This is a genomic window from Psychromonas sp. (genome assembly GCF_041586535.1).
GTDB lineage: Bacteria > Pseudomonadota > Gammaproteobacteria > Enterobacterales > Psychromonadaceae > Psychromonas.
In genome coordinates, this window is sequence record NZ_JBFGZY010000033.1 from 1 (window position 1) to 16125 (window position 16125).

12 protein-coding genes are annotated in these 16125 nt (G+C 45.5%); 10 read left to right on the forward strand and 2 right to left on the reverse strand.

Translation table 11 applies throughout. The features are described 5' to 3' along the window. Positions 1-452 precede the first annotated feature (452 nt). Complete coding sequence (locus ABZA00_RS05520; RefSeq protein WP_372881144.1) at positions 453-1031, reverse strand: thymidine kinase; 579 nt, start codon at positions 1029-1031, stop codon at positions 453-455. 177 nt (positions 1032-1208) lie between these two features. Between ABZA00_RS05520 and ABZA00_RS05525 the strand changes: the two genes are divergently transcribed. From ABZA00_RS05525 to ABZA00_RS05545, 5 genes are all read left to right on the forward strand, one after another. Beyond that, the gene (locus ABZA00_RS05525; protein WP_372881145.1) at positions 1209-2015 is read left to right on the forward strand and encodes a sterol desaturase family protein; all 807 of its coding nucleotides are present in this window, start codon (positions 1209-1211) and stop codon (positions 2013-2015) included. A 225-nt stretch (positions 2016-2240) separates the two neighbouring features. Further along, complete coding sequence (locus ABZA00_RS05530; protein WP_372881146.1) at positions 2241-2852, forward strand: DUF2760 domain-containing protein; 612 nt, start codon at positions 2241-2243, stop codon at positions 2850-2852. Then, complete coding sequence (locus tag ABZA00_RS05535) at positions 2849-4780, forward strand: Hsp70 family protein (protein ID WP_372881147.1); 1932 nt, start codon at positions 2849-2851, stop codon at positions 4778-4780. Before ABZA00_RS05530 ends, ABZA00_RS05535 begins: the two co-directional genes overlap by 4 nt. Beyond that, a complete protein-coding gene (locus tag ABZA00_RS05540; RefSeq protein WP_372881148.1) occupies positions 4780-7602 on the forward strand; it encodes an Hsp70 family protein in 2823 nt (940 codons plus the stop codon). Before ABZA00_RS05535 ends, ABZA00_RS05540 begins: the two co-directional genes overlap by 1 nt. 687 nt (positions 7603-8289) lie before the next feature. Further along, positions 8290-8706, forward strand: a complete 417-nt coding sequence (locus ABZA00_RS05545; protein WP_372881149.1) for a universal stress protein — start codon at positions 8290-8292, stop codon at positions 8704-8706. Between the two features lie 96 nt (positions 8707-8802). On the opposite strand, the gene ABZA00_RS05550 is transcribed toward ABZA00_RS05545, so the two are convergent. Then, entirely contained in the window at positions 8803-9672 is an 870-nt protein-coding gene (locus tag ABZA00_RS05550; RefSeq protein ID WP_372881150.1) for a DMT family transporter, read from the reverse strand. Positions 9673-9957: 285 nt separating this feature from the next. On the opposite strand from ABZA00_RS05550, the gene ABZA00_RS05555 reads away from it, so the two are divergent. The 5 genes from ABZA00_RS05555 to ABZA00_RS05575 all read left to right on the forward strand — a co-directional run bounded on the left by ABZA00_RS05555 (position 9958) and on the right by ABZA00_RS05575 (position 16063). Beyond that, positions 9958-12303 carry an EAL domain-containing protein gene (locus ABZA00_RS05555; RefSeq protein ID WP_372881151.1) on the forward strand — a complete coding sequence of 782 codons (2346 nt, stop codon included), beginning with the start codon at positions 9958-9960 and terminating at the stop codon, positions 12301-12303. A 369-nt stretch (positions 12304-12672) separates the two neighbouring features. Then, on the forward strand, positions 12673-13824 hold the full coding sequence (locus tag ABZA00_RS05560; RefSeq protein ID WP_372881152.1) for an ABC transporter permease: 1152 nt from the start codon (positions 12673-12675) through the stop codon (positions 13822-13824). Next, on the forward strand, positions 13821-14585 hold the full coding sequence (locus ABZA00_RS05565) for an ABC transporter ATP-binding protein (protein WP_372881153.1): 765 nt from the start codon (positions 13821-13823) through the stop codon (positions 14583-14585). The genes ABZA00_RS05560 and ABZA00_RS05565 overlap by 4 nt, the downstream gene beginning before the upstream one ends. Next, positions 14575-15471 (forward strand): MlaD family protein, encoded by an 897-nt coding sequence (locus ABZA00_RS05570; protein WP_372881154.1) that lies wholly within the window; start codon positions 14575-14577, stop codon positions 15469-15471. Before ABZA00_RS05565 ends, ABZA00_RS05570 begins: the two co-directional genes overlap by 11 nt. After that, a complete protein-coding gene (locus ABZA00_RS05575; RefSeq protein WP_372881155.1) occupies positions 15461-16063 on the forward strand; it encodes an ABC-type transport auxiliary lipoprotein family protein in 603 nt (200 codons plus the stop codon). The genes ABZA00_RS05570 and ABZA00_RS05575 overlap by 11 nt, the downstream gene beginning before the upstream one ends. Positions 16064-16125: the final 62 nt, after the last annotated feature.

Consider the following 16125-nt stretch of genomic DNA (forward strand, 5'->3'; position numbering starts at 1 on the left):
CAGCTTTAGCTGGCCACAAAGTGGTGAAGAACAGGACGTTCTGAATCAAATCAATAACAAAGACTAAAACGTAGTTTTATGTCTAGCTAGCATTCATTTTAGCAAGTATAAATGAGTAGATAGTTATCGGATTTGGTATTATCAGGGAGTTGCTATGAAACAGACTATAGCATCATTATACTGCACTATCATTTAAATGAATTAGATAATGCCTTAGCCAGGCAGGGGTGGGTATCGCAGTGGCGTGAGATAAGCATTACTTTGCAAGTATACCCTAGCATCTCGGTGCAATTTGTCCTTGCTGACTTTGCATCTTGAAGTATCATGGGTATATATGTGTTGGAATCCAATGAAAAATTATCCGGTATTTTCAGCCGTCAGCTCGAAAATGCCGGAAACTTATGTTCGAGTACTTAGCAAAGACCCCGTACTCAGATCCGGATATTATTTGTCTAATCCCACAATAACTCCCGGAAGTGTTTCCTGCACACTGATTCATAACTTTCATTGCCGCCAATCTCAACCTGCTCACCTTCTTTAATCGGATTGCCGTTCGCATCAAGTCGCAGCACCATATTCGCCTTTCGGCCACAGTGGCAGATAGTTTTCAGCTCTATTAATTTATCTGCCCATGCAAGCAGATATTGGCTACCGGGAAATAGCTCTCCCTGAAAGTCCGTTTTAATGCCATAGCAAAGTACCGGAATATGTAAATTATCCACCACGTGAGTCAGTTGTTTAACCTGCTCTTTGCTGAGAAATTGTGATTCATCAATTAAAATACAATGCTGTTGCTGTTTCTCATGCACCGCTGTAATGATCAACGCTAAATTATCCTCCTGATTAAAGGTCAGTGCGTCTGTTTCAATGCCAATTCGCGAGGCGACTTTACCGACACCGGCTCTGTCATCAATGGCTGCGGTTAAAACCATAGTGTTCATACCGCGCTCGCGGTAGTTATATGATGATTGTAAAAGAGAAGTTGATTTACCTGCATTCATCGCAGAATAGTAAAAATAGAGTTGGGCCAAAACAGGGTCCTTATCGGCAAAATTTAAGGGCATAGTTTACCATTCAATTAGCCATCAGTGCATTAACTACTATTTTATGCACGGTCATCATAACTATATTTGCCCAAACCACTTGAAGATGCAGAGATCATCCAGTAGCTTTTAATCTTATGATTTTTTCAATTACGGGAATCCCCAATGGATGTGCTAATCGAGTTTGAGCAGGTCATCAGACCCGCTGTTTTTTTGGCGCTGCTGGTGCTGTTGGCGGCTGCTGAATTTTTCTTCCCGCTGGCAAAAAGAAAGTGCACACGCGCTTATCAGTGGGGAATTAATTTGGGTATGGTATTGCTTGATAGCCTCATCCTTAAATTGATTTTCCCGCTGCTCGCGGTGGGGGTTGCTCACTATGCGGCTGAGCAGGGGCTGGGACTGTTTAACCTTGTGGCTCTGCCTGTTGCTGTAACCCTGCTTTTATCATTACTGATGCTGGATCTGCTTATTTACGGCCAGCATGTGCTGATGCATAACCTGCCTTTATTGTGGCGTTTACATCGGGTACACCATACCGAGCTCGGCCTTGACGTGACCTCAGCGGTGCGTTTTCATCCTATTGAAATCGTTATTTCAATGGTAATAAAAATGATTTTTGTATTACTGATGGGGATTCCTGTCGCTGCGGTGATCATCTTTGAGATATTATTAAACGCCCTTGCACTTTTTAACCACAGTAATATTAAATTACCCAAAGCAGTTGACGCTATTTTACGAAAACTGATTGTCACCCCGGAAGTACATTGGATTCATCATTCTGAAAAAGTACGGGAAACAAATAGCAATTATGGTTTTAATTTAATTATCTGGGATAAGCTGTTTTCAACTTATATTGCCAAGCCGCAGGTTGATTATCCAAAGATGCAGCAGGGGCTGCGTCAGTTCGGGCTGCAAAAACCCCTAAGTCTGTATCAATTATTAATATTACCTTTTAGAGGTAAAGACAACTAGCGATAAGCAGCAGTTAATTAACCGGCAAGATTGATTAGATATTTACCTAAATTGGTATTAAAATGACACATCGAAATTTAATTGGTTGATTTTGTGTTGTTATTTTCTCCGTTATCCGCATAATCAATCTGTATAGCAACACACAAAGCGTCATAAGTTTTTTATGACCATGGACTTTATACAAACTGAGCCTTCACTCTTTTTGTTCTGATAAGGAAAGTACAAATGAATATTGATTTATCTGCATTCCCCACGACTCTCGATACACTTCACCTGGGACTGGGTATTTCTGCCGCATTATTTTTAGTTTTATTTCTCACTAAGAAAAAAGCACCGGATCATCAGGCTCCAGCTGAAAATGAAAACGCTACAGGTGAGGAAAGCCTTGAGCAGACGGTTGAGCAACCTGCTAAAGAAGTTATTCAGGAAGCCCCTAAGACGGTTGTATTAAAAGAAGCGACACCGGAAGCTGCGCTACAGTTATTAACGTTATTACAGCAGGATGCGCGCTTTATTGATTTTATTCAGGAAGATTTAAGCGGTTATTCCGATGCCGATATCGGTGCAGCTGCCCGTGTTGTGCATGAAGGCAGCAAGAAAACACTGGATACTTATTTTACCTTCGAAGCGATTCGCAGCGAAGAGGAAGAAACGTCTATCAGTTTACCGGAAGGTTTTAACGCCTCAGAAGTGCGTCTGACCGGCAATGTCGTAGGTCAGGCGCCATTTAAAGGTACCTTGATCCACAAAGGCTGGAAAGTAAGTGAAGTGAAATTACCTAAATTATCTGCCGGACATGATGCTTCCATTGTCGCGCCTGCGGAGGTAGAGCTATGAATGATACTACGGTAAATAACAGTCAGGCCCGTTATTCTGTCGGCATAGACTTAGGTACAACACACTGTGTTTTATCCTATCTGGATCTGACTAAAGCATTGGAAGATCCAACCTTAGAGCCGGAGTTGACCATTATGTCGATTCCGCAGTTAACCCATGCCGGGGTGATTGAAGAGAAAAAACAGTTACCTTCTTTTATCTATATGGCGCATGAATCCGAGCTTAATGAAGCTGATATTGCGCTGCCCTGGAATGCGCAGCCAAAATCGATTGTCGGCAGTATTGCCCGTGAACTGGGCAGCAAAACGGCTATCCGTTTAGTGGCTAGTGCAAAAAGCTGGTTGTGCCATAGCGGTGTCGACCGCCATTCCGCATTTCTGCCTGTCGCAAGCCCTGAGGAAGTGTCTAAAATTTCTCCCCTGACTGCGACCTATGAATATTTAGATCATCTGCGCGCGGCGTGGGAGCATCAGTTCCCGGAGTTTCCATTAGCAGAGCAGGATGTGACCATCACGATTCCAGCTTCATTTGATCCAGCTGCAAGGGAGCTTACCGCAGAAGCTGCTCAGCGTGTCGGTTTTGCCAATCTGACCCTGTTGGAAGAGCCTCAGGCTGCTGTTTATAACTGGATCCATGCCAGCGGAGAAGCCTGGCGTGAACAGGTACAGGTGGGGGATATCATTTTGGTGGTTGATGTCGGTGGTGGTACCACGGATTTATCATTAATAGCGGTCATCGAAGAGGAAGGTAACCTGACCCTGAACCGTATCGCCGTGGGTGAGCATATCTTACTGGGTGGCGATAATATGGATTTAGCTCTTGCTTACCGGGTTAAAGCAAAATTGAGTGCTGAGGGCAAAGAGCTGCAGGGGTGGCAGATCCAGGCTATCAGTCAGGCTTGCCGGGATGCAAAAGAGCAGCTCTTGCTGGACAATGATATTGACAGTGTGCCGATTTCGGTGCCGAGTCGCGGTTCAAAATTATTAGGTAAAACCCTGCGCACCGAGTTAACCCGCAATGAAGTGCGCGAGGCATTGCTTGAAGGTTTCTTCCCGGAAGTAAAAATTGATGATCATCCAAGAGCGGTGCGTCGCGGAGGATTAACGCAAAAGGGTCTACCCTATGCTCAGGATCCGGCTGTATCCCGCCACCTGGCTGCTTTTTTAAGCAAGCAAGTGACCGCTGCAGACGACGTTTTGGGCAGCGCATCCTCAGCTGATAACGAACAAGGTTTTGCGGATCCGCTGGCGGGTAATTTTGCGCAAGGTGGGATAGCTGATTTTATTAAACCATCGGCTATATTATTTAACGGCGGGGTGCTTAAAGCACCTGTTGTATCGGAGCGGATCTTAACCACGATCAATCAGTGGCTGGAAGATGCCGGCGCTGACAAGGCACGTCTGCTGGCTGATGCGGATCTGGATCTGGCTGTTGCCAGTGGCGCGAGCTATTACGGCTATGTTAAACAGGGACAGGGGGTACGTATTCGCGGCGGCCTGGCCAGCACCTATTATGTCGGTATTGAAAGCTCAATGCCTGCTATCCCGGGGATGGAGCCACCATTAGAAGCCTTGTGCATCGCCCCCTTTGGTATGGAAGAGGGAAGTGAAACCACCCCGAGTCAGGCTGAGTTCGGCTTAGTGGTCGGTGAACCGGTTCGATTCCGCTTTTTTGGCTCGAATACCCGCCGTCACGATGAGGCCGGTCTGCAGTTAGATCATTGGCAGGAGGGGGAACTGGAAGAGTTACCTGAATTACAAGCGACCTTAGCAGTAGAAGGACGCCGGATCGGTGATGTGGTACCGGTACGTTTAATGGCTAAGGTCACAGAAGTGGGCACCCTTAAACTGGAAGCGATTGCGGTGAACAGTGTGGATCAAAACGGTGCTCCCGAGCGCTGGCAGATAGAGCTGGATGTACGAGACTAATGACCCGAAAACCAGTTAAATATCTTATTGGTATCGATTTAGGCACCACCAATAGCGTGGTTGCCTATGCCGATATGCTTAAACCTTTATCACCTGAAAACTGTTTTATCTTTGAAATTGATCAGCTAGTGGCACCGGGCGAAGTTGCCAAACGGCCTTTATTACCTTCATTCCGTTATCATCCGACTGATGGTGAAATTAATCCCTCTGATATGCAGTTGCCCTGGTCCGGTAGTGGTTGCGCTACCCTGGAAGGGGAGCTGCCCTTAATGATTATTGGCGAATGGGCAAGGGAGCTAGGCGCCAAGGTTGACGGGCGGCAGGTGGTCAGCGCTAAAAGCTGGCTTTCTCATCCAAATGTTGATCGCAGCGCCGATATTCTGCCCTGGGCAGGTGCTGAAGGGGTAAGTAAAGTTTCCCCGGTGCATGCTTCGGCAAGTTATTTACTGCATCTGCGTAACGCCTGGAATTATGAACATCCGGATGCGCAGATGGAAGATCAGGAAGTGGTGATTACCATGCCAGCTTCTTTTGATGAGGGCGCAAGAGCGTTCACTGTAGAGGCTGCGGCGCGCGCCGGTTTAGATAATATATTACTGTTGGAAGAGCCGCAGGCCGTTTGTTACGACTGGTATGCCCGACAGGGTGAGGGCGTACAAAGCCATCTGGCTAAGATAAAGCTGTTAATGGTTTGTGATGTCGGTGGCGGTACGACGGATCTTAGTTTGATCAAAGTTGCGCAGGCACAGGATAATACCCTGACATTAACCCGTGTTGGTGTCGGTAATCATCTTATGCTCGGCGGGGACAATGTTGATTTAGCATTGGCGCATATTGCAGAGGGGCATATTAACGGTGCTAAGGCGGCCAATAAAAAGCTCAGCGCGGCCAGTCTGTCACAGTTAATTCAGCAAACACGTAAAGCGAAAGAGTTACTGCTGAGTAAAAACGCTCCTGACAGCGCCAGGGTTACGGTACTCGGCAGCGGCGCGAAACTTATCGGCGGCGCCAGGAGCTGTGAGCTTTCCAGAGAGGAAGTGTGCAGCATTGCTGTGGATGGTTTTTTCCCGAAAATCGACTTGCAGCAACGCCCCCTTAAGCGTAATAGTGCTGTTGTCGAGTTTGGTCTTCCCTATGCAGCAGATCCGGCAGTCAGCAAACATCTGGCCGAGTTTATTGCTGAGCATCATGCTGCCTGCTGTGATGCACTGGGGATGGATTCGACTTTAGCAGATATAAACGCGGTGCCCGATGCGGTCTTGTTTAACGGTGGTGTTTTTAACAGTCCGGTGCTGAATGAACGCTGTATTGATCTGTTAAGCTCCTGGCGCGGGGCTCCGGTGACACAACTGGAAAACAATAACCCTAATCTTGCCGTGGCGCAGGGGGCTGTTGCCTACGCTAAAGCGCGCCGTGGTGCACAACTTAAAATCGGTGGCGGCTCTGCGCGTACCTTCTTTCTGGTGCTTGAGCAGCAGGATACGGGTAAACAAGCAATTTGTTTAATGCCTAAGGGTACCGAGGAGGAGCAGGAACTGAGCCTGCCGGAAAGAAAATTTTCCTTACGTTTGGGCGCACCGGTTCAGTTTCATCTGCTTTCGAGCAGTGCCGATCAGGTTTATAACGCCGGCGATATTATCACTATTGATGAGCAGGATCTGGCAAGTGAGCGTTTTATTTCACTGCCGCCGCTGGTGGTCGTACTGGAAAAAACCAGCTTAGATTCTGTTGTCGTTTCGCTGGCCACCCGTTTTACAGAGGTGGGCACGCTGAAAATTGATTGTGTGGCAGAAAACCAGCAGCGTTGGCATCTTGAATTTCAAATTCGCAAGCAGCTCTCTCAGCAGACCGGCGCTGATGCAGCATTTACCCTGCCGCAAGGCTTTGATGCGGTCAGGCAAAAAATCGATCTGGTCTTCGGTGAAAGTAAAAAACAAGCCAATCCTAAAGCGGTTAAAAGTTTACGTGCTGATATTGAAAAACAGCTCGGCAAACGGGACAGTTGGGAAATCCCGGTATTACGGGCATTGTTTGATCTGTTACTGGAAGGTAAAAATCGCCGCCGTCGCTCGCCGGCCCATGAACGGGTCTGGTTTAATCTGGCTGGTTTCTGTTTACGCCCCGGTTTCGGTTATCCCATTGATGACTGGCGAATCGAGCAAATTTGGCCTTTATATGAGCAGGGGCTGCAATATAATCAGGAAACACAAGTTTGGATTGATTGGTGGACCTTCTGGCGACGTGCTTCAGGCGGGCTTAATGCTCAGCAGCAGGCACGGATATTTAAAGATATTGCCAAATTTATTAATCCGTCGGCTTTGAGCAGCCGAAAACTAAAAGCTGAAGCGAAACAGAAAGCCTATGAAGATATGGTTAAACTGGTTGCCGCTCTCGAGCTTCTGCCCGTTGAAAATAAAAGTAAAATCAGTGAATGGTTATTAAAGCGCCTGCAGAAGCCATCGGAGACCAATACCAGCTGGTGGGCGCTTGGCAGGCTCGCCGCTCGGATCCCTTTTCACGGCAGTGCGCATAATGTGATTGATAAAAATGATCTGCACAACTGGTTGCCGCAAATCCTTAACGAAGATTGGAAAAACAATCAGCAGGCCGCTTTTGCCGCTGTATTAATGTCGCGTATGAGTGGTGATCGCAGTCGTGATCTGGATAAAAATTGGCGAGATAAAATTATTCAACAGTTAACGGATATTAAAGCACCCGCCAGCTGGATAGAGATGGTCGCTACTGTGAAAGAGTTAGATGAAGCTGAGACCAGGCGTGTTTTTGGCGAAGGTTTACCCGTTGGCTTAAAACTGATCCAGTAAAAGTTAAACAATTTTTCTATTATTAGGGCCTGTTGACCTTTCGAGGTTAGTTCGAGATAAAAGCGTTTTAATCGCGATCAGAGGTATGTAGCTTAGTCACTCTAGGTAAATACCTCGCAACAAAGAGTAAAACGCTTTTAGCCGAACGCTCCGGGCAGCGCTTGTTGGCCCTTTCTACTGCGTTATCGCCTGTTCATGTAGAACAACTACACAGCGCAGCCTCTTTCATGTATAAAGAGCCCACAAACTGCTGTAAAAACAATTTCGAAAGATCAACTGACCCTAATGTTGCTCTTGTTAGTTGTATGCAACTTAAGGCCAGATTTTTTATCGCAACACCTTCTTTACCTCACTTCTTTTTTTAAATTTTATCTTCTTCTGGTCAATAAAAGGCGCAACACTCCACATTAACTGGTGCGTTTTACGCACCGTATGAAGCAGCTTATTTTACGGTGCAAGGAATGCACCCTATAAACTATATGGCGCTCTAGCATCTCGGCACAATTTGCCTTACTGACTTTGCATCTTGAAGTCTCATGGGTATACATGCCAAATCAAATTGCTATTAACCTTGGCTTAAATGTGGATTTTTATTTAACTGCTATACTTTGAGGAAAAATAAGAGGTACAACTCAGTAATTAATTTTATTGTTCACATTAACTGGAAAAAAGAGTTGGAGAAGGGCCATGAGCTATAAACATGTTTTGGTGGCTATCGATTTAAACGAAGGTAGCGATATAGTAATAAGCAGGGCGGTATCATTAGCTAAAAATTTAGATGCGAAACTTTCTTTTATCTGTGTAGATATTTCGCATCCTGATAAAGGCAGAAAGTATGATCGAGTCGAAGTTAAGTTAATAGAAGACAGGCATGCCCAGCTGGTGGCCAAGTTAGAGGAGTTGGCAGAGGTCACCGATTATCCGATCAAAAATACTATCGTGGTAGGGGGAGACGTCGAAGAAACCTTAATGGAGACAATCTCCAAGATGGACGTGGATCTGCTGGTTTGCGGTCATCATCATGGTTTTTGGAACCGCTGGTGGTCTTCTGCGCGTAAATTGGTCAATATCAGTATAGTGGATTTGTTATTTATTCATCTTTAATCGCTATTTATACTAACCGTCATAGGTGGTTAGGACTAAATCCACCAGCAGGTGGATTTAGTGTATGTGGGGCACTATCAGGGCTTTTACCGGGGTTTACTGCACAGCTATCTGCGGTTTGCGTTTTTTCTCCAGCCACTGGTTTAATAACAATGAAAGTACGATTAACGCTCCGCCAAAAGCCAGTCGCTGAATATCCATATCGCGATTCCAGAACAGCACATTTACGACAATCCCGGCGGGAATCAGCAGGTTATTTATCACAGCAAGGGCACCGACATTGACCAGAGTTGCGCCTTTATTCCAGGCAAAATAACCCAGTCCGGAGGCAATGGTGCCCAGATAGATCAGCACCGTCCACTGTAACCCCGTACTGGGCAGCTTTTCACTGTCACCGAAAATTGCGTAACAGACGGTAGCGACGAGCAATGCACCAATAAAAAACCAGGCAAAGACGGTTTGCTGCTTGATTGCACTTTTACCCATTAATCGTTTATAGGCCACCTGACCCGCAGCAAAACAAAGGTTGGCGGCCTGTACCAGAATAAAACCTAATATAAAGTCGGCATCAATCCCGTTGTAGCGGATAGCAATAGCTCCTGCAGTGGCAATGACTGCCGTGAGCATAAAGTTGCCGTGAAACTTTCTTTCCCAGGCATCATTAATGAGGGTCACATAAATAGGCGTCATCACGGTAAACAAAAGTACCTCAGGGACGGATAAAAATAAAAAGGAGTGATAATAAAAGACATACATCAAGCCCAACTGCACTGCGCCAATTGTCATCAGTTTGATGGCCGTTCCACTGTCTACCTGACGAATGCGCAAAAATGGTAAGAATACCAGCGTCGCTAACGCGATACGTATCAACACGGAAAACCAGGCATCTACCTGCCCGGCTAAATACACTCCGATTAAACTGAAAGAAAATGCCCATAGCGCCGTAACGCCTAACAAATAAAACATTTAGAACAACCTGTAAAATAATAAGAAGTGTGTATTCTAACTAATTAACATTATTAATAAAATAAGCTTTCTGCTTTTAATCTCTTTGCTGTTGGTGCCTGCTACCCACAGTAAAGAAACAATGCTTTCAGCTCAGGGAGCTGCGGTTTTTGATCAACAGCAGGTAATCTCCCCCATAAAAGTGGTGTACGCTTATCGTACAGCTCGTTGTTTTTTTATCTGTTTAAATATAAACTAAGCGATTTTTATTTTGCTCTCTTGCTCCGCTGGATAAACATTTTCTCTATGCTTAAGTTTAAAAAAAACATTTGGTTGCTCTTTTATCTTATTGTCTTGATCGGTACGATTCTGCTGGGTATTGCTGTTTCACATAAATATGATGGAATATTACAGCAGGCAAAAAGAGAGCAGCAACATCATAGCCATATCTACCACAATCATCTAGCTGCATTATTAAGGGAGCAGGAAATCCTGCAGAATGTACTTGCCAATACCTATATAAATAATACGCATTTCAACAGCGTTGCATTTAATACCTTACTGGAGCTTAATCCGCTTTTGCTTGGCCTTTCTATTATCTCTAAACAGGGAGAGTTGCAGTTTACAACTTTTCCTGATTTGCAGGTACCTAACCTGCTGCAGGATAAAAACACCCGTCAGTGGTTTCAGCAGGCTCTGGAAACAGATCAAATGGTGGTAGGGAGAGCTTACTTACTTGACAGTATAAACAGATGGATTTTGCCGGTCAGAAAAAGGATTGTAGACGCTCAGGGTAATATTATTGCTGTTATCTCGACCGGATTAGATTTAACCATGCTGCATAACTTGCCGGATGATAAGGGGGATTTTCAAAACACCATGCAGATGACCCTGGATAATGGTGCTTTTCCTGTTTTACGCAGTGGTTTGACAAAAGAGTTGTATGCGCAATATTATGATAACTCCCTGCCGGAGGGACAACTTCTGGGGCAAGAGCTCAGTGAGTTAAAGGCGCAGTTGACGGCACAAAACAGTCCCTATACGCAGCCAATGATCCAGCATAGTAATGATTCAGTAACGGGAAAATTAATCTATACGCTTAGCTACAACTCGCGTTATCATTTTTGGACTTCCGCTGAAACGCCATACCAGTTAGTACTCGGGAAACTCTATCAGCAGGGGAGGGACTACTTGTTTCTTTACCTGCTGCTTATTGTTAGCATCTTTACTCTGTTTCGCTGGATCATAAAAAATGAAATAAAGAAAATAGATCAACTCACCTATAGTGCGGAGCACGACGCACTCACCGGACTCGCTAACCATACAGTTATCAGGAAACACTTTATCGAGATGCAAAAGGAGAAACAAACTCCTTTTGCTTTATTATATTTGAAGTTAGACAACTTCAATAATATTAATAAGGCCTTTGGTCACCGTTATGGCCACCTTATTTTAACCCATGTGGCAAAGCGAATTGTACAGAGCTTATTGCCCTGTAATGATCACTACCTGAAGAAAAGTGTGATTTGTCTTAAGACAGGTAAAGCTTGCTTAGTGGGACTTAATACACTCGCTACCCGTTACAGTGGTGACGAATTTGTGATTTTTATTGAATCCGGCGATAGAGATCAAATTGCCGAATGTGCAAAGTTAATATTGAAAAATATCGCCCAACCCTATGTTATCGACAGAAGCGAATTTAAAGTCAATGCCTCAATCGGTATCGCCTGTTTTCCCGGGGATTCAGTGGAGATTGAAACCCTGCTAAGTTATGCCGATAGCAGCATCGAAAGGGCTCAGCAGAGAAGAAATCAATATCAGTTTTTTTCTCAAAATCAGCATAGCCAGTTTACCCGTAACATTGAGATTGAACAGGCTTTGCGTCATGCCATGGAAAATAAAGAGATCACTCTGGTTTATCAACCTCAGCTGGACAGTAAGCAAAAATTAGTGGGTGTCGAAGCGTTAGTGCGCTGGCATAGTGACAAACTCGGCTTTATTGCTCCGGATGTGTTTATTCCTATTGCTGAAAAAAGCGGTTATATACGCCAGTTAGGGTTATATATTATGCATCAGGCAATGCAGGAGATCGCCGGATTGAAAAAACGGGAAGAACTTGATTTCCAACTTTCCATTAATGTTTCTGCCAGGCAGTTTATGCAGGGTGATTTTTTGAAAAAATTACTCGAAGCTTGTACATTTCATAGTATTGCTCCGGGGACTGTTACGATTGAAATAACTGAAAGTCTTTTTATTGAGCGCCTTGACAAATTACTGCCGCTTTTTAACAAAATGAAAGCACATAATATTACCTTATCGCTGGATGACTTTGGTACGGGTTATTCTTCTCTGAGCATGCTCAAAAAGGTGCCGGTTGATGAACTGAAAATAGACAAAAGCTTTGTTGACCATATCGCCACCAACAGCGCCGATAACGTCATGGTGGAAAATATTATTAATATGGGCAAAGCCTTAGGCATGCACATTGTTGCCGAAGGGGTGGAAGATAAACAGCAGGCCGCTTTATTAACAAAAGCGGGCTGTGATATTTTCCAGGGGTATTACTTTGCCAAACCTTTAACCCTTGAAGCGCTGATAACCTTTGCCAAAAAGCATCGCAAAATGCAGTCAGGGCCCCAAAAAATTGCTTGAGGAGCTCTGCTAAATTATGGTGCATGAATGCATCCCACAAGTTGATGTTCAGCACCTTCAGGTAATGGTAGGGTGTGCTTGCGCACCGTGTAATAACTTTTCGTTTGTCTTATGACCCTTTAGGCTTACCAATGTCCCTGCTGTTCTGTCCAACTGTAACGCCGCTTGCAATCTAATATCCTCTGCAAATCCCGCACATTTCGGGTAAAGGACGTCTGTTCTTACTATACTCTGACACAAAGCTTGGTAATACTTTGGCGTAAAAGTTATGCGTGTCCGTCAATAAACGGGGCCGATCTGTAACTTAACAGCGCTAACGTCTTAACAACTTATACCATTGCGTAACCCTTAGCAGCTGAGAATAAATAGATGACCTATTTAAAACGGCAACAGGCACAGATAACCATGACTCAAGCAGAGACTGGCTCAGTATCTTTTATATGCCAGGGCGACTGGACAGCCAAAGACCTTGAGGACGTCGTAAAATTTTTACAGATAAATGTCGACTCCCTGCGGGATACGTCCATAGAATGGAATGTTTCAGAAGTCAGAAAGATTGATTCTGCGGGCATGATGCTTTATATCCATTATTTTGATTTGCTTAAGTTACAACATTGTAATGTCGAGCTGACGGGGGCGAGGTCTGAGTTTAACGATCTTTATCAGTTGTTACGTCCACACGTTTCACAGCAGGCTGTAGAAACACCAGGTTTATTATCCCGCCTGCATCTCCCCCTGAGTAATCTCGGCGAATCTGTGGCCGATTTTTGGCAGGATATTAAAGATTTTCTCACCTTTATCGGTGAAAATGCAGCCGCGCTGTTAACCTCACTGCTGCACCCGTCCTCTATCCGCTATGCCGCGATCGTTAAAAATATTGAAGAAGCAGGTGTCCGCGCTCTGCCTATTATTTCCCTGACAAGTTGTCTGATCGGCGTGGTGGTCACCTATCAGAGCGCTTTACAGCTGCAGAAATTTGGTGCCAATATTTTTATCGTGGACATGATAGGTATCTCTGTGACCAGAGAGCTGGCCCCGCTTATTACCGCGATAGTCGTAGCCGGCAGAACCGGCTCTTCCTATACCGCGCAGCTCGGAGCGATGACCATCACCGAGGAGATAAGCGCCATGCGCATTATGGGGTTCGAGCCGCATCGATTTCTTGTCCTGCCGCGCATATTTGCTCTGGTGATTGCTATGCCGTTGTTGATTTTTTTTGCTGATATTATCGGCATTGCGGGCGGGATGATTGTCTCCAATATTCACCTCAATATTTCCTACAGTGAATTTCTCCACCGCCTGCAGAATGTACTGGATATGAAACACGTCTGGATTGGGCTGAGCAAGGGACCTTTTTTTGCCTGGTTAATCGCAGTGACCGGCTGCTTTCGGGGTTTTCAGGTTTCCAAAAATACCGAAAGTCTTGGCCGCTACACCACGACCAGTGTGGTCAACGCTATTTTTCTGGTGATTGCCTGTGACGCGCTGTTTTCTATTATCTTTACAGAGTTGGATATATGAGCGCCGTTATCACTGTTACCGATGTGGTGACAAGGTTTGCGGATAATGTTGTTCATGACGGCGTTAGCTTGAGCGTCGAGCATGGTGAAATATATGGCCTGCTGGGCGGCAGTGGTTCAGGAAAGTCGACATTAATGAAAGAGATGATCATGCTGCAGAGACCTTTTTCCGGAGAATTACATGTACTCGGCCATGATTTAATGAATGTTGGCCGGGCGGAAGCGGCTGAACTTCAGGGGCAGTGGGGCGTTCTTTTTCAACACGGCGCACTTTTTTCTTCACTGACGGTCATGGAAAATGTGGCAATCAGTCTCAAGGAGTATACGGCTTTGCCGGAAAAACTGATCCGTGAAATTGTGCGTATGAAAATCAACCTGGTGGGTCTTCCTGACTATGCGGCAGATCTTTACCCCGCCCAGTTAAGCGGAGGCATGGTCAAGCGCGCATCATTAGCGCGGGCGCTGGCGATGGATCCGTGCTTATTGTTTTTAGATGAGCCGACCTCCGGGCTGGATCCCATTGGGGCTGAAGAGTTTGACCATCTGATTCTGGAATTACGGGATATGCTGGATATTACTGTGGTAATGGTGACCCATGATCTTGACTCAATCTGGACCATTGTGGATCGTTTTGCCGTACTGGCCAATAAAAAAGTGATAGCGGAAGGTACGCTGCATGAGGTGATACAACAGTCTGATCCGGTTATCCAGCAGTTTTTCCGGGGGGAGCGCGGTCGCCTAAGGAGTGGTCATGGAAAGTAGAATAAATTATACCATTGTCGGACTCTTCGTCGTTATCCTGACAGCGGCATTGTTAAGTGCTGCCTTCTGGCTGACACAACAGTTTGGAAAGCAGACGTATGATAATTATTACGTGCACCTGTCAGAATCGGTGGCAGGTTTGAATATAGACGCCGCGGTTAAATATCGGGGAGTGGATGTAGGGTCGGTGATCAAAATCGGACTTAAAGCGAATAACCCTGAAGTGGTGGAGCTACTGCTTAAGATAAATCAGGATATACCGATCAAGACCGATACTACAGCGGCGTTGAACTTCTACGGTATTACCGGGCTTGCCTATATCGAGCTGAAGGGGATCGACAAAGAAGCAATGCTGTTAAAGAGGGACGATAATGAGATACCCGTTATCCCGTCAAGGCCGTCAACATTAAGAAGAATTGATCAATCTTTGAGTCAATTAGCAGAAAAATCGATTGAGACTCTGGAAAACATTAATCGTCTGCTCGGTGACAAAAATTTGGATAACGTTGAACTGCTGCTTTTTGAAAGTAAAGGGCTGGTTAAAGACCTGCGCGGCCAACTACAGGGGATTGCGATGCTGCTTGATAATGGGCTGGTGATGGAGAACAAGATCGTCGCAGCCTCTGAACAGGTCGGCGCGGCTTCAACCAGTATCAGTCGAATGGCTGATAATCTCGAAAAAAATACCACCGCTCTCAGTCGGGAAATGAGCAGCGGGATGCGCGAGAGTTTTATTGCATTAAACCAGCTGTTAAGCGACCTTGATATTCTGATAGGGAATCTGCAGAGGACTCTGCAGGGCATTAAAGACAGCCCTGCGGATCTGCTTTTCAAGCGTACGCAGGCAAGGCCGGGCCCGGGTGAGGAGGGTTATCATGAAAAATAGAGGTTACCTATTGCTGGCTGTATTATTGATAGGGATAACCGGGTGCGCCGGTGAAAAACTCCCGCCTCTTTCTACCTATACGCTTTCTCCTCAGTTAAATAGTTCAAGCCTGTCTCAGACTCGGGAAACAAAACCCGTCAGGATCCTTATGTTAGGCCGGATCCGCAGTCTGCAAGCCTTTAGCGGTAGTGAGATAATTTACCATGATAGTAAATATGGGCAGAGCAGTTACGCTTATAGCCGCTGGAGTGATGCTCCCGTGACCATGTTGCTGCCTATTTTTCAGGAAGCGCTGGAAAAGAGCGGTCGCTATCTTGCTGTCGTTCCCCATTCATCACAGTCGCAGTCTGATTTGCTGCTGGAAAGCTCACTGCTTGATTTCAGTCATAGTATCAATGCGGATGGGACCTCTGATGGTGTAATCAGGATGCGCTTTAATCTTCTCGACAACAAGACAAAAAGGGTGGTAGGCAGCCGGGATTTTGTGGCAAAAGTGCCGGTAGCACCGCCAATGAATGCTGCGGGTGCGGTATTTGCGTTGAACAAAGCGGTTACCATCATTACTCAGGAATTGATAATCTGGTTGAGATAAAAGCAATCTAAGAATTGAGCAGGTAAAACGAGGCCTGTGTGAGTCAGCAATGCTGCAGGTGC

Bases quoted from the DNA above. Each gene is read 5' to 3' on its own strand.
- ABZA00_RS05525 (WP_372881145.1), top strand. From the start codon at position 1,209: ATGGATGTGCTAATCGAGTTTGAGCAGGTCATCAGACCCGCTGTTTTT.
- ABZA00_RS05530 (WP_372881146.1), top strand. From the start codon at position 2,241: ATGAATATTGATTTATCTGCATTCCCCACGACTCTCGATACACTTCAC.
- ABZA00_RS05535 (WP_372881147.1), top strand. From the start codon at position 2,849: ATGAATGATACTACGGTAAATAACAGTCAGGCCCGTTATTCTGTCGGC.
- ABZA00_RS05540 (WP_372881148.1), top strand. From the start codon at position 4,780: ATGACCCGAAAACCAGTTAAATATCTTATTGGTATCGATTTAGGCACC.
- ABZA00_RS05545 (WP_372881149.1), top strand. From the start codon at position 8,290: ATGAGCTATAAACATGTTTTGGTGGCTATCGATTTAAACGAAGGTAGC.
- ABZA00_RS05550 (WP_372881150.1), bottom strand. From the start codon at position 9,672: ATGTTTTATTTGTTAGGCGTTACGGCGCTATGGGCATTTTCTTTCAGT.
- ABZA00_RS05555 (WP_372881151.1), top strand. From the start codon at position 9,958: ATGCTTAAGTTTAAAAAAAACATTTGGTTGCTCTTTTATCTTATTGTC.
- ABZA00_RS05560 (WP_372881152.1), top strand. From the start codon at position 12,673: ATGACCTATTTAAAACGGCAACAGGCACAGATAACCATGACTCAAGCA.
- ABZA00_RS05565 (WP_372881153.1), top strand. From the start codon at position 13,821: ATGAGCGCCGTTATCACTGTTACCGATGTGGTGACAAGGTTTGCGGAT.
- ABZA00_RS05570 (WP_372881154.1), top strand. From the start codon at position 14,575: ATGGAAAGTAGAATAAATTATACCATTGTCGGACTCTTCGTCGTTATC.
- ABZA00_RS05575 (WP_372881155.1), top strand. From the start codon at position 15,461: ATGAAAAATAGAGGTTACCTATTGCTGGCTGTATTATTGATAGGGATA.